At 59.9% G+C, this 22,851-nt stretch carries 20 protein-coding genes; 14 read left to right on the forward strand and 6 right to left on the reverse strand.

Annotation, left to right across the window (positions count from 1 at the left end; genetic code table 11):
* The first annotated feature begins 37 nt into the window (after positions 1 to 37).
* On the forward strand, positions 38 to 655 hold the full coding sequence (thrH, locus tag ACEN83_RS08885) for a bifunctional phosphoserine phosphatase/homoserine phosphotransferase ThrH (RefSeq protein WP_495580044.1): 618 nt from the start codon (positions 38 to 40) through the stop codon (positions 653 to 655).
* 92 nt (positions 656 to 747) lie between these two features.
* On the opposite strand, the gene pabB is transcribed toward thrH, so the two are convergent.
* The 4 genes from pabB to rloA all read right to left on the reverse strand — a co-directional run bounded on the left by pabB (position 748) and on the right by rloA (position 5,393).
* Positions 748 to 2,091: an aminodeoxychorismate synthase component I gene (gene pabB, locus ACEN83_RS08890; protein WP_495580045.1), complete on the reverse strand. Its 1,344-nt coding sequence runs from the start codon at positions 2,089 to 2,091 to the stop codon at positions 748 to 750.
* 238 nt (positions 2,092 to 2,329) lie between these two features.
* Positions 2,330 to 3,316: an alpha-L-glutamate ligase-like protein gene (locus ACEN83_RS08895; RefSeq protein ID WP_495580046.1), complete on the reverse strand. Its 987-nt coding sequence runs from the start codon at positions 3,314 to 3,316 to the stop codon at positions 2,330 to 2,332.
* Complete coding sequence (gene rloB, locus ACEN83_RS08900) at positions 3,316 to 4,851, reverse strand: osmotic stress tolerance membrane protein RloB (protein WP_495580047.1); 1,536 nt, start codon at positions 4,849 to 4,851, stop codon at positions 3,316 to 3,318. Before rloB ends, ACEN83_RS08895 begins: the two co-directional genes overlap by 1 nt.
* Positions 4,852 to 4,856: 5 nt before the next feature.
* On the reverse strand, positions 4,857 to 5,393 hold the full coding sequence (gene rloA / locus ACEN83_RS08905; protein ID WP_085716837.1) for a retropepsin-like aspartic peptidase RloA: 537 nt from the start codon (positions 5,391 to 5,393) through the stop codon (positions 4,857 to 4,859).
* A gap of 296 nt (positions 5,394 to 5,689) precedes the next feature.
* On the opposite strand from rloA, the gene ACEN83_RS08910 reads away from it, so the two are divergent.
* The 5 genes from ACEN83_RS08910 to prpF all read left to right on the forward strand — a co-directional run bounded on the left by ACEN83_RS08910 (position 5,690) and on the right by prpF (position 12,607).
* On the forward strand, positions 5,690 to 6,409 hold the full coding sequence (locus ACEN83_RS08910) for a GntR family transcriptional regulator (RefSeq protein WP_007971537.1): 720 nt from the start codon (positions 5,690 to 5,692) through the stop codon (positions 6,407 to 6,409).
* Entirely contained in the window at positions 6,406 to 7,296 is an 891-nt protein-coding gene (prpB, locus tag ACEN83_RS08915; protein ID WP_495580048.1) for a methylisocitrate lyase, read from the forward strand. The genes ACEN83_RS08910 and prpB overlap by 4 nt, the downstream gene beginning before the upstream one ends.
* Before the next feature lie 171 nt (positions 7,297 to 7,467).
* Positions 7,468 to 8,595 carry a bifunctional 2-methylcitrate synthase/citrate synthase gene (prpC, locus tag ACEN83_RS08920; RefSeq protein ID WP_007971533.1) on the forward strand — a complete coding sequence of 376 codons (1,128 nt, stop codon included), beginning with the start codon at positions 7,468 to 7,470 and terminating at the stop codon, positions 8,593 to 8,595.
* Between the two features lie 160 nt (positions 8,596 to 8,755).
* Complete coding sequence (acnD, locus tag ACEN83_RS08925; RefSeq protein ID WP_495580049.1) at positions 8,756 to 11,350, forward strand: Fe/S-dependent 2-methylisocitrate dehydratase AcnD; 2,595 nt, start codon at positions 8,756 to 8,758, stop codon at positions 11,348 to 11,350.
* 66 nt (positions 11,351 to 11,416) lie between these two features.
* The gene (gene prpF, locus ACEN83_RS08930) at positions 11,417 to 12,607 is read left to right on the forward strand and encodes a 2-methylaconitate cis-trans isomerase PrpF (protein WP_095965144.1); all 1,191 of its coding nucleotides are present in this window, start codon (positions 11,417 to 11,419) and stop codon (positions 12,605 to 12,607) included.
* Between the two features lie 179 nt (positions 12,608 to 12,786).
* Here prpF and ppsR read toward each other — a convergent pair whose 3' ends face one another.
* Positions 12,787 to 13,605, reverse strand: coding sequence for a posphoenolpyruvate synthetase regulatory kinase/phosphorylase PpsR (gene ppsR, locus ACEN83_RS08935; protein WP_007971527.1), 819 nt, complete (start codon positions 13,603 to 13,605; stop codon positions 12,787 to 12,789).
* A 174-nt stretch (positions 13,606 to 13,779) separates the two neighbouring features.
* On the opposite strand from ppsR, the gene ppsA reads away from it, so the two are divergent.
* From ppsA to ACEN83_RS08975, 8 genes are all read left to right on the forward strand, one after another.
* The gene (gene ppsA / locus ACEN83_RS08940) at positions 13,780 to 16,155 is read left to right on the forward strand and encodes a phosphoenolpyruvate synthase (protein ID WP_218481507.1); all 2,376 of its coding nucleotides are present in this window, start codon (positions 13,780 to 13,782) and stop codon (positions 16,153 to 16,155) included.
* 201 nt (positions 16,156 to 16,356) lie between these two features.
* Positions 16,357 to 17,346 (forward strand): alpha/beta fold hydrolase, encoded by a 990-nt coding sequence (locus tag ACEN83_RS08945; RefSeq protein ID WP_015096068.1) that lies wholly within the window; start codon positions 16,357 to 16,359, stop codon positions 17,344 to 17,346.
* Between the two features lie 140 nt (positions 17,347 to 17,486).
* Entirely contained in the window at positions 17,487 to 17,975 is a 489-nt protein-coding gene (rraA, locus tag ACEN83_RS08950) for a ribonuclease E activity regulator RraA (protein WP_173900792.1), read from the forward strand.
* Positions 17,976 to 18,002: 27 nt separating this feature from the next.
* A complete protein-coding gene (locus ACEN83_RS08955; protein WP_495580050.1) occupies positions 18,003 to 18,998 on the forward strand; it encodes a zinc transporter ZntB in 996 nt (331 codons plus the stop codon).
* A gap of 62 nt (positions 18,999 to 19,060) precedes the next feature.
* A complete protein-coding gene (locus ACEN83_RS08960) occupies positions 19,061 to 19,309 on the forward strand; it encodes a hypothetical protein (protein WP_007971509.1) in 249 nt (82 codons plus the stop codon).
* 2 nt (positions 19,310 to 19,311) lie between these two features.
* Positions 19,312 to 20,136 carry a mechanosensitive ion channel family protein gene (locus tag ACEN83_RS08965; protein ID WP_007916401.1) on the forward strand — a complete coding sequence of 275 codons (825 nt, stop codon included), beginning with the start codon at positions 19,312 to 19,314 and terminating at the stop codon, positions 20,134 to 20,136.
* A gap of 90 nt (positions 20,137 to 20,226) precedes the next feature.
* Complete coding sequence (gene sigX / locus ACEN83_RS08970; RefSeq protein WP_075949123.1) at positions 20,227 to 20,817, forward strand: RNA polymerase sigma factor SigX; 591 nt, start codon at positions 20,227 to 20,229, stop codon at positions 20,815 to 20,817.
* Positions 20,818 to 20,924: 107 nt separating this feature from the next.
* Positions 20,925 to 21,971 carry an OmpA family protein gene (locus tag ACEN83_RS08975; RefSeq protein ID WP_007971503.1) on the forward strand — a complete coding sequence of 349 codons (1,047 nt, stop codon included), beginning with the start codon at positions 20,925 to 20,927 and terminating at the stop codon, positions 21,969 to 21,971.
* 103 nt (positions 21,972 to 22,074) lie between these two features.
* Here the strand turns inward: ACEN83_RS08975 and cobA are convergent, their stop codons facing one another.
* Positions 22,075 to 22,842, reverse strand: coding sequence for a uroporphyrinogen-III C-methyltransferase (gene cobA, locus ACEN83_RS08980; protein ID WP_495580051.1), 768 nt, complete (start codon positions 22,840 to 22,842; stop codon positions 22,075 to 22,077).
* Positions 22,843 to 22,851: the final 9 nt, after the last annotated feature.

Genomic DNA, 22,851 nt, shown 5'->3' on the forward strand with positions numbered 1-22,851 from the left:
CGCTCGACTCAATAATCAATACAAATGGGAGTGTCTTGTGGAAATTGCCTGTCTGGATCTTGAAGGTGTGCTGGTCCCGGAAATCTGGATCGCCTTCGCCGAAAAAACCGGGATCGAATCCCTCAGGGCCACCACCCGGGACATTCCCGACTACGACGTGCTGATGAAGCAACGCCTGCGGATTCTCGACGAGCACGGCCTGAAACTCTCCGACATTCAGGAAGTGATCGCCACGCTCAAGCCGCTGGACGGCGCCATCGAATTCGTCGACTGGCTGCGCGAGCGCTTTCAGGTGGTGATCCTGTCGGACACCTTCTATGAGTTCTCCCAGCCGTTGATGCGCCAACTGGGCTTCCCGACCTTGCTCTGCCATCGCCTGATTACCGACGAGAGCGGGCGAGTCACGGGTTATCAGCTGCGTCAGAAAGATCCAAAGCGTCAGTCGGTCCTGGCCTTCAAGAGCCTTTACTACCGGGTGATCGCGGCGGGGGATTCCTACAACGACACCACGATGCTGGGCGAGGCCGATGCCGGAATCCTGTTTCATGCACCGGATAACGTGATTGCCGAGTTCCCGCAGTTCCCGGCGGTGCATACGTTTGAAGAGCTCAAGCAAGAGTTCATCAAAGCCTCGAACCGCCCCTTGAGCCTGTAAACCCGATCCCTGTAGGAGCTGCCGAAGGCTGCGATCTTTTGATCTTGTTTTTTTTAAAGGCAAGATCAAAAGATCGCAGCCTTCGGCAGCTCCTACAAGTTGTGCAGCGTTTCCAGCAGGATTTTCACCTTGGTGATCGACTCCTGATATTCGGCCTGCCACTCCGAATCCGCGACTATCCCGCCACCGCCCCAGCAACACACCTGCCCGTCCTTGACCAGCAAACTGCGAATGGCGATGGAGCTGTCCATCTCGCCGCGCACGTCCAGGTACAACAATGAACCGCAATACAGGCCGCGTCGGGTCGGCTCCAGTTCGTCGATGATCTGCATCGCACGAATCTTTGGCGCGCCGGTGATCGAACCGCCAGGGAAGCTGCCGGCGATCAGGTCCAGAGCGTCGCGATCATCCGCCAGTTCACCGGTGACGCTGCTCACCAGGTGATGCACGTTCGGGTAACTTTCCAGGCTGAACAGCTCCGGCACCCGGACCGAACCGATGCGGCAGGTCCGGCCGAGATCGTTGCGCAGCAGGTCGACGATCATCAGGTTTTCCGCGCGGTCCTTGGGGCTGGCCAGCAGTTCGGCGGCGTTCGCGGCGTCTTGCTCAGGCGTAATGCCCCTGGGCCGAGTGCCCTTGATCGGGCGGGTTTCCACATGGCGCTGGCTGACTTTGACGAAGCGTTCCGGCGACAGGCTGAGGACGGCATCGCCGTCAGGCAAGCTCTGGAAGCCGGAAAAAGGCGTCGGACACGCTTCGCGCAAGGCGCAGTAGGCGGCCCACGAGTCACCCTGGCAGGGCGCGCGAAAACGCTGGGCGAAATTGACCTGGTAACAGTCACCGGCCTGAATGTACTGCTGGATGCGCTCGATGGCCTGTTGATACTGGTCAGCGCTCAAGTCGGCGGTCATCGGAGTGAGCAGCTTGAAGGGCGCGACCGCTTCCGGTGCTGGTTGGCTGAACAGCTCGATCAGGCGCTGACGCTCGCTGTCGGGCAGGGTCGGGTGGAATACCAGCTGGCTGGTCAGCGCAAGGTGATCGCTGACCAATGCCCAGCCATACAGGCCGAAACGCGCGTCGGGCAGATGCAGGTCGTCACTGGCCTGGCTCGGCAGGCGCTCCAGATGTCGGCCGAAGTCGTAACTCAGGTAGCCGATCAACCCGCCGGCAAACGGCAACTCATAGGGTGCCGGCAAGGAGGCTTCGCCGAGGCGCGTCAGGTTATCGCGCAGGCGTTGCAGGAAAGCCTCGCCACTTTCGTCGGGCGATACCGTCAGTTGTTCCAGCGGCCAGGCGCTGAGCAGGTCATAGCGGCCGCGGTCGGCGCTGGGGCGGCCGCTGTCGAGCAGCACGGCGCCGGGGGCATGGCGAATCGCCGCGAAGTAGTGGGCGGGGTTGGCGCGATAGGGCAGCGGGTGTACGGAGCAGGTCAGCATGGGCGGGGGAGATCAGCCATCGAGGCGGGGTGGCGATTGTAGTCCTCTCGGGGAATTGCTCCTAGAGGGAGATGTAGTGTAGGAGCGAGCTTGCTCGCGATGGACGTGAACGATGACGCTGGAAGCCTGACACCCCGTGGCGCTCTCTGGTTCATCGCCACCAAGCTAGCTCCCACAGGGTTCAGTGCTGCTCTTGTGGGAGCGAGCCTGCTCGCGAAAGAGGCAACTCGGTTCTGGATCAACCCTCGACCGCAGGAATATGCCCAAACATCTCCTGCACAAACGCCACGCGCTCTTCGACCGTTTCGGTCACGCCACGGGCCTTCAGGTCTTCCAGCCGCGCCTCGACTGCATGGGTACGCAACGTCAGCCCGCAATCATTGGCAATCTGGATATTCAGCCCCGGCCGGGCATTGAGTTCAAGGATCAGCGGGCCTTTTTCCTGGTCCAGGACCATGTCGACACCGATGTAGCCCAGCCCGCACAACTCATGACAGCCAGCGGCGAGTTTCATGAAACCGTCCCAGTAGGGCAGTTGCACGCCATCCACCGCGTTGGTGGTGTCCGGGTGTTTGTTGATGATGTTGTTCAGCCAGGTGCCGCGCAGGGTCAGGCCGGTGGCCAGGTCCACGCCGACGCCGATGGCGCCCTGGTGCAGGTTCGCCTTGCCGTTGGACTGGCGCGTCGGCAGGCGCAACATGGCCATCACCGGGTAACCCATCAAGACAATGATGCGGATGTCCGGCACGCCTTCGTAGCTGATGCTCTTGAAGATCTGGTCCGGAATCACGCGGTATTCGATCAGCGCCCGGTCGCGGTGACCGCCCAGTGAATACAGGCCGGTCAGGATGCTGGAAACCTGGTGCTCGATTTCTTCATGGCTGATGATCCGGCCGGACACCGTGCGATAGCGCCCTTCGAAGCGGTCGGCGATGACCAGGATGCCATCGCCGCCGGCGCCCTGGGCCGGTTTGATCACGAAGTCATTGCGTGCGCCGATGATCTCTTCGAGGTTGTCGATTTCCTTCTCGGTGGAAATCACGCCATAGAGCTCGGGCACATGGATGCCGGCGGCGATCGCGCGTTCCTTGGTGATGATCTTGTCATCGACGATCGGGTACAGGCTGCGCTTGTTGTACTTGAGCACGTAGTCGGCGTTGCGCCGATTGATCCCCATGATGCCCCGGGCTTCCAGGGCCTTCCAGGTCTTCCAGAGGCCGAACATCAGGCGTCAGCCTTTTTCAGGAAGGCCTTGAAACGCACCAGTTCGGTCAGGCGATAGCCGCGATAACGACCCATGGCCAGCATGAAACCCACCAGGATCAGCAGGATCGCCGGGAAAGTGAACACGAAGTACACCAGTTCCGGCACGGTCATGATCAGGTGCGCCAGGGACGCGGCGAACAGCGTGCCGATAGCGACTTTCATCGCATGGCCGCCGCCGCGTTCCTCCCAGGTGATCGACAGGCGTTCGATGGTCATGGTCAGGATCACCATCGGGAACAGCGCCACCGACAAGCCGCGCTCCAGGCCGAGTTTGTGGCTGAACAGGCTGATGGCCGCAATCAACACCACCACGAACGTCAGCACCACCGACAGTCTCGGCAGCATTTGCAGTTTGAGGTGTTCGAGATAGGAGCGCAGCGACAGGCCCAGCGCCGTGATGATGGTAAACAGCATGATACCGAAGCCAAGCTGGGTTTCGCGGAAGGCCAGGGCGATCAGCACCGGGGTGAAGGTGCCCAGGGTCTGGATGCCGATCAGGTTGCGCAGGATCAGGATCACCAGCACGCCGATCGGGATCATGACCATGATCATGAAGGTCTGCTGGGTTTGCAGCGGCAGGCCGTACAACGAGTACTCGAGGAAGTTGGCGTCGGTGTTTTCGTCGGTCAGCTTGGCCAGGCGAATGGCGTTCATTTCGCTGTTGTTCAGGCTGAAGGTCACGTTGGCTTTCTTGCCGCCATCGACGGTGATCAGGTTTTCGTCGCCGGTCCACCACAGCAGGCGGTCGGTCGGCAGCCCTTGCTCACCGGTTTCCGGGTTGAAGTACAACCAGTCGGTGCCATTGAAACTGCGCAGCCACAGTTCCGGTGTTTGCGGCTGGTCGGCCACCAGGCGGATGGTGTGGACCTTCTCGATCGGCACGTGGGCGATGGACAGCAACAGCTCGACGGTTTTCGCCTTGTGCGCGGTGGATGGATCACCGGCCAGCAACAGTTTCACGTTGTCGTCGTTGAGGTTGTTGACCCGCTTGATGGCTTCGCCGACGAAGGTTTCGACGTCGGCCGAGTGCTGGCGAATCGGTGCGAGCAGGGCTTCGGCGGCGATTTTTTCCGGGCCTTCGATGGTGATGCTGTCGCGAAAGGTCGGGCCTTTGATCTTGGTTTTCTCGCCGGAATAACGCTTGGTGAGCACCAGGCGGTAGTACAGCGTCTGATTGCCTTTGGCCCGGCGTGCCGACCAGGTGACCTTGCGGTTGCCGTCGACCCGGTTCACGGCCACGCCGTAATTATTGGAGATGAAGCTCTCGTTGAGGCTGACGAAGTCGCGGCTCAGCGGTGGCACGAACATCTGGATCTTGACCGGATCCTTGGCGCTGGCGACGAACTCGACCTTGGCGTCGATGTTCCACAGGTCGTCAGTGGCGTCTTCGGTCACCGGGATGCCCAGCACGAAGATCTGATAGGCCGTAACTGAAATGCCCAGCACCACCAGGATGGCGATCAGCAGTTTCAGATGAAGGGTAAGAGAGCGCATTTGAATTACTCGGCGGTATGAGCGTCGGTGGTGCAGGCGGGTTTGCCGGCAGCATATTTAAGGCTGGGGTCAACCAGGGCATCGAAACGCTTGAGCGCTTCGGAGCCAATCAGGAGCGGGTATTGGAACGCGCTGCGGTCGGTCAGGTTCACTTCGATGCTGCGCAGGGCCGAGCCCATGCAGATGTCCAGTTCGATCACGGGGCGGGCGGTGTACTTCTTGCCTTCCTCGGGGTCGTAGTCGCCGGCCCGGCGCTTGATCTTGCTGACACGGGCCAGCGGGCGTTCGATCGGATGCGAATGGGCGGCGTCGATGGCCAGGTAAAACCGCACCCAGGATTCGCCGTTGCGTTTGAAACGTTTGATGTCCCGTGCACTCAGGGAAGCGGTTTTCGCCCCGGTGTCGAGCTTGGCCGCCACTTCCAGGTCGATGCCATTGAGCGATGCGTACTCATTGAGGCCATACACAGTCTTTTCCCCGGCCATTGCGAACCCGGGCAGGCAAAGTAAATAAAGGAAAGCAGGGAAGGGCTTGAGTCTCATAAATCCTGGTGCGCAGCGGTCCGACTTGATTCAAGGCCCTGGCATCGCTGCGCAAGCTCCCTCGTATGCCTGGCAGATCTTTATGACAGGCAGTGCAGATGTGACAAACAAATGCGGCGGCATTCTAGCACGGTGGTTTGATGGCGCCAGCGCTGGCCGGTGGCTATGAACCAGCAGGTTGCTTCGTTATGGTGCAACCGGTTATCAGAAGATTGTCGACAATATCGATTTATCCTTTGACTGTGTTCCCGGTATTCGTTAGTTTTTGCGGCATTGGCTCACAAGGTGTCGACAATATGCTGGATCAACTCGATCCCCCGGTTTCTACGCAAGACGATACGGAGACACTTTCCGAGAACGTCTTCCGCCGTATTCAGGCGGCTATCGTCAAAGGCGAGATCGCGCCGGGCAGCAAAATCTCCGAACCGGAGCTGGCGCGTACCTACGGCATCAGCCGGGGCCCGCTGCGCGAGGCCATCCATCGCCTGGAAGGCCAGCGTCTGCTGGTACGCGTGCCGCATGTCGGGGCGCGGGTGGTGTCGCTCAATCATGCCGAGCTGCTTGAACTGTACGAAATCCGCGAATCCCTGGAAGGCATGGCCTGTCGCCTGGCCGCCGAGCGCATGAGCCTCGAGGAAATCGACGAGCTGCGTCGGGTGCTGGAAACCCATGAGCGTGATGAGGCATTCCAGGCAGGTCGGGGCTACTACCAGCAGGAAGGCGATTTCGACTTCCATTACCGAATCATCCAGGGCAGCGGCAACCGCACGCTGACCCAAATGCTCTGCGGCGAGCTGTATCAATTGGTGCGCATGTACCGCATCCAGTTTTCCACCACGCCCAATCGCCCGCACCAGGCGTTCGCCGAGCACCACCGCATTCTCGATGCCATCGCCGACCGTGACGGTGAGCTGGCCGAGTTGTTGATGCGCCGTCACATCGGCGCCTCCAAACGCAATATCGCCCGTCATTACCAGGACGGCGTCAACCCGACAGCCAAACGAGGTGAGTCATGAGTTTGAACAAGAGCACACCAGGCCAGCGTTTCCGCGATGCGGTCGCCAGCGAACATCCACTGCAAGTGGTCGGCGCAATCAATGCCAACCATGCGCTGCTGGCCAAGCGCGCCGGTTTCAAGGCGATCTACCTGTCGGGTGGCGGGGTGGCTGCCGGCTCCCTCGGCTTGCCTGACCTGGGCATCACCGGCCTGGATGACGTGCTGACCGACGTGCGCCGTATCACCGACGTCTGCGATCTGCCATTGCTGGTGGACGTGGACACCGGTTTCGGTTCCTCGGCGTTCAACGTCGCTCGTACCGTCAAGTCGATGATCAAGTTTGGCGCGGCGGCGATTCATATCGAAGACCAGGTCGGCGCCAAGCGCTGCGGCCACCGTCCTAATAAAGAGATCGTGACCCAGCAGGAAATGGTCGACCGCATCAAGGCCGCCGTCGATGCCCGTACCGACGACAGCTTCGTGATCATGGCCCGTACCGACGCCCTGGCGGTGGAAGGCCTGGAGTCTGCCCTGGATCGCGCCGCTGCCTGCATCGAAGCCGGCGCCGACATGATTTTTCCGGAAGCCATCACCGAACTCGACATGTACAAGCTGTTCGCCAGCCGCGTGAAAGCGCCGATCCTGGCCAACATCACCGAATTCGGCGCGACCCCGCTGTACACCACCGAGCAACTCGCCGCTGTCGACGTGTCGCTGGTGCTGTACCCGCTGTCGGCCTTCCGCGCCATGAACAAGGCCGCGGAAAACGTCTACACCGCACTGCGCCGCGATGGCACGCAGGCGAATGTCATCGACACCATGCAGACGCGCATGGAGCTTTACGATCGCATCGACTACCACACCTTCGAGCAGAAACTCGATGCGTTGTTTGCGTCGAAGAAATAATTGTAGGAGCGAGCTCGCTCGCGATGGTCGCTAACGATGACGCGGGAAAATTGATACCCCGCGGTGTACGGTCCACCATCGCGAGCAAGCTCGCTCCTACAGAGGTCGGGGTGAATCCCGATCAATAAATTTGCCGATTCCCTAAAAAATTCAAGAAAACTGGAGACAGCAATGGCCGAAGCAAAAGTACTCAGTGGCGCCGGGCTCCGTGGCCAGGTTGCCGGGCAAACCGCACTGTCCACCGTGGGCCAGTCGGGTGCCGGTCTGACCTATCGTGGTTATGACGTACGTGAACTGGCGGCTGACGCACAGTTCGAAGAAGTTGCCTACCTGCTGCTGTACGGCGAACTGCCGAGCAAGGCGCAACTGAACGCCTACATCGCCAAGCTGAGCAAGCTGCGTGATCTGCCGCAAGCGCTCAAGGAAGTGCTGGAACGCATCCCCGCCGACGCCCACCCGATGGACGTGATGCGCACGGGCTGCTCGTTCCTGGGCAACCTGGAGCCGGAGAACAATTTCTCCGAGCAACACGACAAGACCGACCGCCTGCTGGCTGCATTCCCGGCGATCATGACTTACTGGTATCGCTTCAGCCACGAAGGCAAGCGCATCGATTGCGTGAGCGACGAACAGTCCATCGGCGGCCACTTCCTGCACCTGCTGCACGGCAAGAAACCAAGCGAGCTGCACGTCAAGGTAATGAACGTTTCGCTGATCCTCTATGCGGAGCACGAGTTCAACGCGTCGACCTTCACCGCACGTGTTTGCGCATCGACCCTGTCCGACCTGTATTCGTGCATCACCGCGGCCATCGGCTCGCTGCGCGGCCCGCTGCACGGCGGCGCCAACGAAGCGGCGATGGAAATGATCGAGCGTTTCTCGTCGCCGGAAGACGCGATCAAGGGCACCCTCGGCATGCTCGAGCGCAAGGACAAGATCATGGGCTTCGGCCACGCGATCTATAAGGACAACGATCCGCGCAACGAGGTGATCAAGGGCTGGTCGAAAAAACTCGCCGACGAAGTGGGTGACAAGGTGTTGTTCCCGGTCTCCGAAGCCATCGACAAGACCATGTGGGAGCAGAAGAAGTTGTTCCCGAACGCCGACTTCTACCATGCCTCGGCGTACCACTTCATGGGCATCCCGACCAAGTTGTTCACACCGATCTTCGTCTGCTCGCGCCTGACCGGCTGGGCTGCACACGTGTACGAACAACGCGCCAACAACCGCATCATCCGTCCAAGCGCCGAATACACCGGCGTTGAACAGCGCAAGTTCGTGCCAATCGAACAGCGCTGAATGGTGGAAATGCCTGCACAGGTCACTGAATGAACCGGTGACCCTGTAGGAGCTGCCGCAGGCTGCGATCTTTGCTTTTTGAAGATCAAAAGATCGCAGCCTGCGGCAGCTCCTACAGACAGGCCCCACCTTTTGTAACTACCGTGACCGAGTCCTGACGATGAACACACAATTCCGTAAACCGCTGCCCGGCAGCCACCTGGATTACTTCGATGTCCGCGCAGCGGTCGAGGCGATCCAGCCTGGCGCCTACGACACCCTGCCGTACACCTCCCGTGTGCTGGCGGAAAACCTTGTGCGTCGCTGCGACCCGGCCACGCTCACCGAATCCCTGAAGCAATTCATCGAGCGCAAGCGCGACCTCGATTTCCCGTGGTTCCCGGCCCGCGTGGTGTGCCACGACATTCTCGGCCAGACCGCGCTGGTCGACCTCGCCGGCCTGCGTGACGCCATCGCCCTGCAAGGCGGTGACCCGGCGCAAGTCAACCCGGTGGTGCCGACCCAACTGATCGTCGACCACTCCCTGGCCGTCGAGCGCGGTGGTTTTGATCCGGACGCGTTCGAGAAGAACCGCGCCATCGAAGACCGTCGTAACGAAGATCGCTTCCACTTCATCAACTGGACCAAGAAGGCGTTCAAGAACGTCGACGTGATCCCGCCGGGCAACGGCATCATGCACCAGATCAACCTGGAGAAAATGTCTCCGGTGATCCAGGTGCGTGACGGTGTGGCCTTCCCTGATACCTGCGTCGGTACCGACAGCCACACCCCGCACGTCGATGCGCTGGGCGTGATCGCCATCGGTGTCGGTGGTCTCGAAGCCGAAAGCGTGATGCTCGGCCGCGCATCCTGGATGCGTCTGCCGGAAAGCGTTGGCGTCGAACTGACCGGCAAGCTGCAACCGGGCATCACCGCCACCGACATGGTGCTGGCGCTGACCGAGTTCCTGCGCAAGCAGAAAGTCGTTGGTGCATGGCTGGAGTTCTTCGGCGAAGGCGCCTCTGCGCTGACCCTCGGCGACCGCGCAACCATCTCCAACATGGCCCCGGAATACGGCGCCACCGCGGCGATGTTCTACATCGACCAGCAGACCATCGACTACCTCAAGCTCACTGGCCGTGAAGACGAGCAGGTGCAGTTGGTCGAGAACTACGCCAAGCAGGTCGGCCTGTGGGCTGACAGCCTCAAAGGTGCCCAGTACGAGCGCGGCCTGACTTTCGACCTGTCTTCGGTCGTGCGCAACATGGCCGGCCCGAGCAACCCGCACGCCCGTGTGGCGGTTTCGGATCTGGCCGCCAAAGGCATCTCCGGTCAGTGGGACGATGTGCCGGGGCAAATGCCGGACGGCGCGGTGATCATCGCCGCCATCACCAGCTGCACCAACACCAGCAACCCGCGCAACGTGATCGCCGCCGGCCTGCTGGCGCGCAACGCCAACAAGCTCGGCCTGACCCGCAAGCCTTGGGTCAAGTCGTCCCTGGCACCGGGTTCGAAAACCGTGGCGCTGTACCTCGATGAAGCAGGCTTGACCGAAGAGCTGGACAAACTCGGCTTCGGCGTCGTGGCTTTTGCCTGCACCACGTGCAACGGCATGTCCGGCGCACTGGACCCGGTGATCCAGCAAGAGATCATCGACCGCGACCTGTACGCCACTGCGGTGTTGTCCGGCAACCGTAACTTCGACGGCCGGATTCACCCGTACGCCAAGCAAGCGTTCCTCGCGTCGCCGCCTTTGGTGGTTGCCTATGCGATTGCCGGCACCATCCGTTTCGACATCGAAAAAGACGTGTTGGGTGTGGTGGATGGCAAGGAAATCCGCCTGAAAGACATCTGGCCAAGCGACGAAGAAATCGACGCGGTGGTCAAGGCGTCGGTGAAACCGGAGCAGTTCCGCCAGGTGTACATCCCGATGTTCGCCATTCACGAAGACACCGGCCCGAAAGTCGCGCCGCTGTACGAGTGGCGTGAAATGAGCACCTACATCCGCCGTCCGCCGTACTGGGAAGGCGCGTTGGCGGGTGCCCGTCCGCTCAAGGGCATGCGCCCGCTGGCGGTGCTGCCGGACAACATCACCACCGATCACCTGTCGCCGTCCAACGCGATCATGATGGACAGCGCCGCCGGCGAATACCTGGCGAAAATGGGCCTGCCGGAAGAGGACTTCAACTCTTACGCGACTCACCGCGGTGACCACCTGACGGCGCAGCGCGCCACCTTCGCCAACCCGAAACTGTTCAACGAAATGGTTCTGGAAAACGGCAAGGTCAAGCAGGGCTCGCTGGCCCGTGTCGAGCCGGAAGGCAAAGTGATGCGCATGTGGGAAGCCATCGAAACCTACATGGATCGCAAGCAGCCGCTGATCATCATCGCCGGTGCCGACTACGGTCAGGGTTCGTCCCGCGACTGGGCGGCGAAGGGCGTGCGCCTGGCGGGTGTGGAGGCGATTGCCGCCGAAGGTTTCGAGCGCATTCACCGCACCAACCTGGTGGGCATGGGCGTGTTGCCGCTGGAGTTCAAGCCAGGCACCAACCGTCACACCCTGGCCATCGACGGCAGCGAAACCTACGACGTGATCGGCGATCGCACGCCGCGCGCCGAGCTGACGCTGGTGATCCATCGCAAGAACGGTGAGCGCGTCGAGGTGCCGGTGACCTGCCGCCTCGACACCGCCGAAGAAGTGTCGATCTACGAGGCCGGCGGCGTGCTGCAACGCTTCGCCCAGGACTTCCTCGAAGAGTCGGCGGTTGCCGTTTAACACAGGCTGTACCGACACGGGACTTTGAGTCCCGTGTCTGTTTTCAGATCAGGAGTAACGAGCACCATGGCTCACGCAGCTCAAATCAAGATTCCAGCTACATACATGCGCGGCGGCACCAGCAAAGGCGTGTTCTTCAGTCTCAAGGACCTGCCTGAAGCGGCACAGGTCCCGGGCCCGGCCCGCGACGCGTTGCTGCTGCGCGTGATCGGCAGCCCCGACCCGTACGACAAACAAATCGACGGCATGGGCGGTGCGACCTCCAGCACCAGCAAAACCGTGATCCTGTCGAAAAGCACCAAGGCCGATCACGACGTCGATTACCTGTTCGGTCAGGTGTCCATCGACAAGCCCTTCGTCGACTGGAGCGGCAACTGCGGCAACCTGTCGGCGGCGGTCGGTTCGTTCGCGGTCAGCAACGGCCTGGTGGACGCCAGCCGAATCCCGCATAACGGCGTAGCCGTGGTTCGCGTGTGGCAGGCCAACATTGGCAAGACCATCATTGCCCACGTGCCGATCACCAATGGTGAGGTGCAGGAGACCGGCGATTTCGAACTCGACGGCGTGACCTTCCCGGCGGCCGAAGTGCAGATCGAGTTCCTCGATCCGGCAGCGGAAGAAGAGGGCGGCGGCGGTTCGATGTTCCCCACCGGCAACCTGGTCGATGACCTGGAAGTGCCCGGCGTCGGCACCTTCAAGGCGACCATGATCAACGCCGGCATCCCGACGATTTTCGTCAATGCCGAAGACATCGGCTACAAGGGCACCGAGTTGCAGGGCGCGATCAACGGCGACCCGAAAGCCTTGCTGATGTTCGAGACCATCCGTGCCTATGGCGCATTGCGCATGGGCCTGATTGCCAACATCGACGAAGCGGCCAAGCGTCAGCACACGCCGAAAGTCGCCTTCGTGGCCAAGCCGGCGGACTACGTGGCGTCAAGCGGCAAGGCGATTGCCGCAGGCGATGTCGATCTGCTGGTGCGTGCGTTGTCCATGGGCAAGTTGCACCACGCGATGATGGGCACGGCGGCCGTGGCGATCGGTACGGCTGCAGCGATTTCCGGCACCCTGGTGAACCTTGCGGCAGGCGGTATCGAACGCAACGCGGTGCGCTTCGGACACCCGTCCGGCACCCTGCGCGTCGGCGCCGAAGCCAGCCTGGTCAATGGTGAATGGACCGTGAACAAGGCGATCATGAGCCGCAGTGCACGGGTATTGATGGAAGGGTTTGTGCGGGTGCCGGGGGATTCTTTCTAAGATCACCCAATACCCTGTGGGAGCGGGCTTGCTCGCGAAAGCGGAGTGTCAGTCGACATCAACATTGCCTGACACGGCGCCTTCGCGAGCAAGCCCGCTCCCACACTGGATCGACGGTGTACAAAGATCAAATGTGGGAGCGAGCTTGCTCGCGATAGGGCCGGGCCTACCCGGGAGCTTTACTTGAAACGCCGCTCCACACCTTTCTCCACGAGAATCTTCGCGGAGATCTCTTCCACGGAGAAATGCGTGGAGTTGATGTGCGGAATGTTTTCGCGGCGGAACAGGTTCTCGACTTCGCGCACCTCGAACTCGCACTGGGCGTAGCTCGAATAGCGGCTGTTGGGCTTGCGCTCGTTGCGAATCGCGGTGAGACGGTCCGGGTCGATGGTCAGGCCGAACAGCTTGTGCTGGTGGGCGCGCAGGGCGTTTGGCAGTTGCAGGCGTTCCATGTCGTCTTCGGTCAGCGGGTAGTTGGCCGCGCGGATGCCGAACTGCATCGCCATGTACAGACACGTCGGCGTCTTACCACATCGCGACACGCCCACTAGTATCAGGTCGGCCTTGTCGTAATAGTGCGTGCGGGCGCCGTCGTCGTTGTCGAGGGCGAAGTTGACGGCCTCGATACGCTCCATGTAATTGGTGTTGGCGCCGATGGAGTGGGACTTGCCGACGGTATAGGAAGAATGCTCGGTCAGTTCCTGTTCAAGCGGTGCCAGGAACGTCGAGAAAATGTCGATCATGAAACCATTCGAGGTGGCGAGAATCTCACGAATGTCCTGATTGACGATGGTGTCGAAGATAATCGGACGGAAACCGTCGGTTTCGGCGGCTTTGTTGATTTGTTGTACCATGGCCCGCGCTTTGTCCACGTTGTCGATGTACGGCCGCGTGACTTTGCTGAAGGTAATGTTTTCGAACTGCGCCAGAAGGCTTTGACCCAGGGTTTCGGCGGTAATGCCGGTACCATCGGAGATAAAGAAAGCAGATCGTTTCATTTGCACCTTGGGCCTTAAGCTAGTGACGAATCTTGGATATGATAGGCGCGATTTGCCGGCCGCCAATGGCCCGCATTCTCACTTATTTTCCAGGTCCAGGCCATATAGCCGGCAAATGCTCATTTAAGCAGCCGGTTTCTGAGCTTTTCCAACACAGTTAGTGGAGAGATCACCTTGGTAGAGTACGTAGTTTCCCTCGATAAGCTCGGCAAACACGATGTTGAGCATGTGGGGGGCAAGAACGCATCCCTGGGCGAGATGATCAGCAACCTTGCGGGTGCCGGTGTATCGGTGCCCGGCGGCTTCGCCACGACCGCTCAGGCTTATCGTGATTTCCTGGAGCTGAGCGGCCTGAATCAGCAGATTCACGACGCACTCGATGCCCTGGACGTCGATGACGTGAATGCCCTGGCCAAGACCGGAGCCCAGATCCGTCAATGGATCATGGAAGCCGAGTTCCCTGAAAAACTGAATGCCGAAATCCGCACCGCGTTCGCCACGCTGTCCGCCGGCAATCCCGACGTGGCCGTGGCCGTGCGTTCTTCCGCTACCGCCGAAGACCTGCCGGACGCTTCCTTCGCCGGTCAGCAGGAAACCTTCCTGAACATCCGTGGTGTCGATAACGTCATTCGCGCCGCCAAAGAGGTGTTCGCCTCTCTGTTCAATGACCGTGCCATTTCCTACCGCGTGCACCAGGGCTTTGACCACAAGCTGGTTGCCCTGTCGGCCGGCGTGCAGCGCATGGTCCGCTCCGAAACCGGCACCGCCGGCGTGATGTTCACCCTCGATACCGAATCGGGCTTCCGTGACGTGGTGTTCATCACCGGCGCCTACGGTCTGGGTGAAACCGTCGTTCAAGGCGCGGTGAACCCGGATGAGTTCTACGTCCACAAGGGCACGCTGGCGGCCGGTCGTCCGGCCATCCTGCGCCGCAACCTGGGCAGCAAGGCCATCAAGATGATCTACGGCGACGAGGCCAAGGCCGGTCGTTCGGTCAAGACCGTCGACGTGGACAAGGCCGAGCGCGCACGTTTCTGCCTGACCGACGCTGAAGTCAGCGAGCTGGCCAAGCAGGCGATGATCATCGAGAAGCACTACCAGTGCCCGATGGACATCGAGTGGGCCAAGGACGGTGACGACGGCAAGCTGTACATCGTGCAGGCCCGTCCGGAAACCGTGAAGAGCCGCACCCAGGCCAACGTCATGGAACGTTACTTGTTGAAAGAAACCGGTACCGTGCTGGTTGAAGGTCGCGCCATCGGCCAGCGTATCGGCGCCGGCAAGGTCCGCATCATCAAGGACGTGTCCGAGATGGACAAGGTCCAGCCAGGCGACGTACTGGTGTCCGACATGACCGACCCGGACTGGGAACCGGTCATGAAGCGCGCCAGCGCCATCGTCACCAACCGTGGCGGTCGTACTTGCCACGCGGCGATCATCGCCCGTGAGCTGGGCATTCCAGCGGTAGTCGGTTGCGGCAACGCCACCCAGCTGTTGAAAGACGGCCAGGGCGTGACCGTTTCCTGCGCTGAAGGCGACACCGGTTTCATCTTTGAAGGCGAACTGGGCTTCGACATCAAGAAGAACTCCGTGGATGCCATGCCGGAGCTGCCGTTCAAGATCATGATGAACGTCGGCAACCCGGACCGCGCCTTCGACTTCGCGCAACTGCCGAACGCCGGTGTGGGCCTGGCCCGCCTGGAGTTCATCATCAACCGCATGATCGGCGTGCACCCTAAAGCACTGCTGAACTACGACGGTCTGCCGCTGGACATCAAGGAAAGCGTCGACAAGCGCATTGCCGGCTACAACGATCCGGTCGGCTTCTACGTCGAGAAACTGGTCGAAGGCATCAGCACCCTGGCGGCTGCGTTCTGGCCGAAGAAGGTCATCGTGCGTCTGTCGGACTTCAAGTCCAACGAATACGCCAACCTGATCGGCGGCAAGCTGTACGAGCCGGAAGAAGAGAACCCGATGCTGGGCTTCCGCGGTGCTTCGCGTTACATCAGCGAATCGTTCCGCGACTGCTTCGAACTCGAATGCCGCGCCCTCAAGCGCGTGCGCAACGAGATGGGCCTGACCAACGTCGAAATCATGGTGCCGTTCGTTCGTACCCTGGGTGAAGCGAGCCAGGTGGTCGATCTGCTGGCGGAAAACGGTCTGGCCCGTGGTGATAACGGCCTGCGCGTGATCATGATGTGCGAACTGCCGTCCAACGCCATCCTGGCTGAAGAATTCCTCGAGTTCTTCGACGGTTTCTCCATCGGTTCCAACGACCTGACCCAGCTGACCCTGGGCCTGGACCGCGATTCCGGTATCATCGCGCACCTGTTCGACGAGCGTAATCCGGCGGTCAAGAAGCTGCTGGCCAACGCCATTGCCGCCTGCAACAAGGCCGGCAAGTACATCGGCATCTGCGGTCAGGGTCCTTCGGACCACCCGGACCTGGCCAAGTGGCTGATGGAGCAGGGCATTGAAAGCGTTTCGTTGAACCCGGACTCCGTACTGGAAACCTGGTTCTTCCTGGCAGAGGGTCAGGCGCAGGCTTGACCCCGTGTGAACGGACCGCTCGCATGCCTTTGTAGGAGCGAGCCTGCTCGCGATGGACGTCAACGATGACGCGTTTTTGCTGGATAAACGCGTTTTCCTGGAGTCCATCGCGAGCAAGCTCGCTCCTACAAGGGAGCGGTCTTTTAGAGATTCAAGCAGGGCGGGCTCCTCCGGATGCCGCCCTTTTTTGTGCAAGAGATTATGCAAAGCAGCAGCAACCTATTTCCTGTCGCCCTGATCAGCGCCGAACGGCGCGGCGATCTGAGCGAAGATGTGTATCGTTTGAAACCCGGTAACAGCCCCGACTTCACCGTCGAACTGGCTGTGACACGCCTTGGCATGGCCGATGAGCCGTCATCCCGTGGTGTGCCGGTGATCCTGCTGCACGGCAGCTTTTCCAATCGCCGGTTCTGGTTCTCTCCCAAGGGCCTGGGGTTGGGCGCCTATCTGGCCCGCTTGGGGTTCGACGTCTGGATTCCGGAAATGCGCGGCCATGGCCTGTCCCAGCGCAACCACGATTACCGCAAGAACCGGGTCGCTGACTACGCACGCTATGACCTGCCGGCCATTGGCGCGTTCGTCCGCGAACAGAGCGGGCAGGTGCCGCACTGGATCGGTCACTCGCTGGGCGGTACTACACTGGCCGCAGCGCTGGGGGGCGAGTACATCGGTGAGCCGGTGGTGGCCTCGGCGGCTTTTTTCGGTACACAAGTCAGCCGCACCTACTGGCCATTGAAGATTCCGCCGGTGGAGTGGAGCAGTCGCTTCATTCTCAAGCGTTTTGCCCAGTTGTCCGGCGCAAGGCTCAAGCGCGGCCCGGAGGACGAGCCCATTGGCCTGGCCCTGGAAAGCATGCGTTGGTTCGGTCTGTTCGGGCGCTTTGGCGATGCCGATAAAGACTGGTGGGCCGGTTTGGCCGAGGTCAGGTTGCCGGTGCTCGCCGTGAGTGCAGCGGGTGACCATCAGGACCCGGCGTGGGCGTGCCGCAAACTGTTCGAACAGTTCGGTTCCGAGCACAAGCAATTTATCAATCTGGGACGTGACCAGGGTTTCAGCGACAATTTCGGTCACGTTGAAATGCTCGTCAGCAAACCTGCCCAGGCCGAAGTCTGGCCGTTGGTGACCCGCTGGCTGGCGGATCAGCAGACGCCCTTGTTGGGTGAGCAAGGGGATTTGGCCGCGGCGGTTTGAGCCTGATGCTCTAACAAGGGCATTTCGCTCTGGTCGGCTTGCGGCTAAGATATGACGCATTGAGCTGTTCCGGTCACTTTGCGTGACTGAGTCATCACTGATGTTCGTGCTGTCTTCCTCTTTACAGGAGTTTCTCGATGATCCATTACCTCACGCCTGACCTGTGCGACGCCTATCCGGAACTGGTGCAGGTGCTGGAACCGATGTTCAGCAATTTCGGCGGCCGTGATTCCTTCGGCGGCGAAATCGTGACCATCAAGTGCTTCGAAGACAACTCGCTGGTCAAGGAGCAAGTCGAGCTCAAGGGCAATGGCAAGGTTCTGGTGGTCGATGGCGGCGGTTCCCTGCGCCGCGCGCTGCTGGGTGACATGCTCGCCGAGAAAGCCTCCAGCAATGGCTGGGAAGGCCTGGTGATCTATGGTTGCATCCGTGACGTCGACGTCATCGCGCAAACCGACCTGGGGGTTCAGGCGCTGGCCAGCCACCCGATGAAAACCGACAAGCGCGGTATCGGCGATCTCAACGTAGCCGTGACCTTCGCTGGCGTGACCTTCCATCCGGGCCATTACATTTATGCGGACAACAACGGCGTGATCATCTCGCCAAGCCCGCTGAAGATGCCTGAATAAAAACGGCTGCAGACCAGAGGAGTGCGGATGTTCGAGGAAGAAAACGCGCAATGGGGGCTGGTGCATGCCCTGGTGCTGGACGGTAGAGGCGGTGCGCGTTCGATTGCCCGGACTGAACTTGACGACTTGCAGCTGCAGGCCCATGAAAGCCTGTGGTTGCACTGGGATCGCAGTCATCCGCAAACCCAGACCTGGCTACGCAAATCCAGCGGTCTGAGCGAATTCAGCTGTGACCTGTTACTCGAAGAAAACACCCGTCCGCGACTTTTACAGCTTTCGGACAGCGAACTGCTGCTATTTTTGCGCGGGGTCAATCTGAACCCCGGTGCCGAGCCGGAAGACATGGTGTCGGTGCGGATCTTCGGTTCTGCCCAGCGTGTCATTTCCCTGCGTTTGCGTCCGTTGCGCGCCACTGACGAGTTGCTGGTGCAACTGTCCGAGGGCAAGGGGCCGAAAACCGCCTCGGAACTCATCCTGTATATGGCGCAGTACCTCACCAACAAGGTGCAGGATCTGGTCAGCGACCTCTCGGAAGTGGTCGATGAGGAAGAAGAAAAGCTCGATGCCGACGAACGGTATGCACCGGAACACGGCGCCGTATTGCAGATCCGTCGCAGGGCCGCCGCGCTGAAGCGTTTTCTCGCTCCACAGCGGGATATTTTCGGTCAGTTGACGCGGATCAGATTGCCCTGGTTCGTCGAGGACGATGGTGATTACTGGAACGAATTGAACAACAGCCTGACCCGCTACCTCGAGGAGCTGGAACTGACCCGGGAGCGGGTGGGGCTGGTCCTGGAGGCTGAAGACCGTCGCTTGAGCGTGCGCATGAACCGCACGATGTATCGCTTCGGGATCATCACCGGGATCTTTTTGCCGATGAGTTTTCTGACCGGGCTTTTGGGGATCAACGTCGGTGGCATTCCATTCTCTGCCAGCCCTTACGGCTTTCTGATCGCCTGCCTGATGATGGTCTCGGTGGCGCTCGGGCAATGGTGGTTGTTCCGACGTTTGCGCTGGGTCTGAGGGAAAGCATGTGACCCGACCAAAACTGACCGCGTCTCCCACAGACATCACGAGAGGTGCGTATGCACGATCCGTTTGAACAGTCTTTGCGCGACATGCTCAACGCCTCACCGTCCACCCGGGACGACGATGCGTGTCTGGGGCGTGTACTGAAAACCGCCAACCGCCAGGTCGGCGCCGGTGATTTGTTCAGTCTGCTGGGGCGCTGGTTGCCCGCACTGATGATTGCCCTGAATAACGGATCGGCCCATGTCTCGCCGGTATCCCGTCTTCGTAAACCTGCTGCCCGCACTGCTGATAAGGCTGATTGAATATGGAACTTGATCTCTGGACACAGAGCCTCGTCACTGCAATGACTGCGTTGTGGACCAAGGTTGCGAACTTCATTCCAAACCTGTTCGGCGCACTGGTTGTGCTGCTGTTGGGCTTTGTCGTGGCCAAACTGCTGGACACCCTGCTTTCCAAATTGCTCGCCAAACTGGGCCTGGACCGCTTGATGGGCGGCACCGGCCTGACCAAGCTGATGTCCCGCGCGGGCCTGCAGGTTCCCATTTCGACCCTGATCGGCAAGATCGTCTATTGGTTCGTTCTGCTTATTTTTCTGGTTTCTGCCGCAGAATCCCTTGGACTTGAGCGAGTATCAGCTACGCTGGATATGCTCGCGCTGTATTTGCCGAAGGTATTCGGCGCGGCGCTGGTGTTGCTGGTAGGTGTCTTGCTGGCGCAACTGGCCAACGGGCTGGTGCGCGGGGCGGCAGAAGGCGTGGGTCTGGACTATGCTTCAGGGCTTGGACGAATTGCCCAGGGCCTGGTGATCATCATCAGTATTTCGGTGGCGATCAGCCAGTTGGAGGTCAAGACCGACCTGCTGAACCACGTGATCGTGATTGTGCTGATAACCGTTGGTCTGGCGGTAGCGCTGGCCATGGGGTTGGGAAGCCGGGAAATTGCCGGCCAGATTCTTGCGGGAATCTACGTGCGTGAGCTGTACCAGGTTGGGCAACAAGTGCGTGTTGGCGAGGTCGAAGGCCAGATCGAAGAGATCGGCACGGTTAAAACCACATTGCTGACCGATGAGGGTGAGCTAGTCTCTCTTTCCAATCGGATCCTCCTCGAGCAGCATGTGAGTAGCCGCTAACCCGGCAAACCCTGCTAATGTATGCCGCCGCAAAATTCCAGCTGACGCTGGCTGCGGAGGATATTGACCTGACTGTCGGCCCGACTTGTTTTGAATAAAGCTCAATCGCTATCCATGCGCTACGACCCCCGCGAGCTCTCTGATGAGGAGTTGGTCGCGCGCTCGCATACCGAGCTGTTTCACGTAACACGCGCCTACGAAGAACTGATGCGGCGTTACCAGCGAACATTATTTAATGTGTGCGCAAGATATCTCGGGAACGATCGCGATGCAGACGATGTCTGTCAGGAGGTCATGCTGAAGGTGCTGTATGGTCTGAAGAACTTCGAGGGCAAATCGAAGTTCAAGACATGGCTATATAGCATCACGTACAACGAGTGCATCACACAGTATCGGAAGGAACGGCGAAAGCGTCGCTTGATGGACGCATTGAGTCTTGACCCGCTCGAGGAGGCGTCCGAAGAAAAGGCGCCGAAACCTGAGGAAAAGGGTGGACTTGATCGCTGGTTAGTGTATGTGAACCCGATTGACCGGGAAATTCTGGTGCTACGTTTTGTCGCAGAGCTGGAGTTTCAGGAGATCGCAGACATCATGCACATGGGTTTGAGTGCAACAAAAATGCGGTACAAACGCGCTCTAGATAAATTGCGTGAGAAATTTGCAGGCATTGCTGAAACTTAGTTCAGCGCAAATATCTCTTACGTGTAGGCAAGTTCTGTTAGACTTGCCGCCGAGTTGTCCCCCGGTTTGCGGGACTGCTTCACAATCACCAGATGGGGATTTAACGGATGAAACTGAAAAACACCTTGGGCTTGGCCATTGGTACTCTTATTGCCGCTACTTCGTTCGGCGCATTGGCACAAGGCCAAGGCGCAGTTGAAGGCGAGCTCAACTACGGGAAGAAGTACAACGACAGCGTTAACAACGTTGAAGACGGCTACACTCCTGGCGCCTCCATCGGTTACTTCTTGACCGACGACGTATCGTTGAACTTCACCTACAACAACGATGACTACACCCGTTCGAACAACAACACCGGCAACCAGAAGATCGAGGGCGACCAGTTCGGTCTGAACGCTCAGTACCACTTCAACAACGCTGGCGACGCTCTGCGTCCTTACGTTCAAGGTGGTGTCAAGCACGGCAGCATGACCAACGTAGCCGCTGACGGCCACACCGGTCGTGACCAGTCGACTTTCCTGACTGCTGGCGCTGGCCTGAAGTACTACTTCCTCGAAAACGTCTACGCTCGTGCTGGCGTAGAAGCTGACTACAAGCTGGACAACGGCCGTTGGGACTACATCCCGTCCGTAGGTCTGGGTGTGAACTTCGGTGGCGGCAACAAGCCTGCTGCTGCTCCGGTTCCAGCACCAGAAGTCTGCTCCGACAGCGACAACGACGGCGTTTGCGACAACGTCGACAAGTGCCCGGACACCCCGGCCAACGTAACTGTTGACGCTGATGGCTGCCCAGCTGTTGCTGAAGTCGTTCGTGTAGAGCTGGACGTGAAGTTCGACTTCGACAAGTCGGTAGTCAAGCCAAACAGCTACGGCGACATCAAGAACCTGGCTGACTTCATGAAGCAGTACCCATCCACCACCACTACTGTTGAAGGTCACACTGACTCCGTCGGTCCTGACGCTTACAACCAGAAACTGTCCGAGCGTCGTGCAAACGCCGTTAAACAAGTTCTGACCAACCAGTACGGTGTTGAATCGTCCCGCGTTCAGTCCGTTGGCTACGGCGAATCCCGCCCAGTTGCTGACAACAAAACTGAAGCTGGTCGCGCTGTTAACCGTCGCGTAGAAGCGCAGGTTGAAGCTCAAGCTAAGTAATTAGCCCACAGCTCCGAGGAAAGCCCGGCTCAGGCCGGGCTTTTCTTTGTCTGTGATTTGGGTTTTTGCGTTGCTTCCAAAGGATCGCAGCCTGCGGCAGCTCCTACAGGGATAAATGCCGAACCCTTGTAGGAGCTGCCGCAGGCTGCGATCTTTTGATCTCATCACAGGCCGCCACAGCACCGATCACCAGGATTGCCGGACTTTTCAACTGGAAGCTATGGGCATCATCCTCCATGGCTGTCAGGTCGCTCCAACATTCCCGTTGGTGCGGCAGGGAAGCATTTTCGATCATTGCCACGGGCGTATCGGCCGCCATTCCACCGGCCAGCAGTTGCTCACGGATCTCGCTGAGTTTCGCCACCCCCATGTAGATCACCAATGTCGTGCCACCTTGGGCCAGCGCTTGCCAGTTCAGGCTGCTGTCATCCTGAGTGTGGGCGGTCACCAGCGTTACCCCTCGTGCCACGCCGCGCAGGGTCAAGGGAATATCGCATTGCGTCGCGCCCGCCAGGCCGGCGGTGATGCCATTGACCAGCTCAACCTCGACACCACGCTCGCGCAACCACTGCGCTTCTTCACCGCCACGCCCGAAGATGCACGGGTCGCCACCCTTGAGGCGCACCACGCATTTGCCCTGACGGGCATACCGCAGCATCAGGCGATGGATAAAGGCTTGCGGCGTTGAACGACAGCCGCCGCGCTTGCCCACCGGAATTATCCGCGCGCCGGGGCAGTGCTCCAGCACCGCGACGTTGACCAGATCGTCGATCAGCACGACATCCGCCTCTCTCAACGCCCGAACAGCTTTGAGGGTCAGTAATTCAGGATCACCGGGACCTGCACCCACCAGCCAGACTTTTGCGCTCATAGTGTTTTC

The organism is Pseudomonas sp. Pseusp49 (assembly GCF_059491875.1).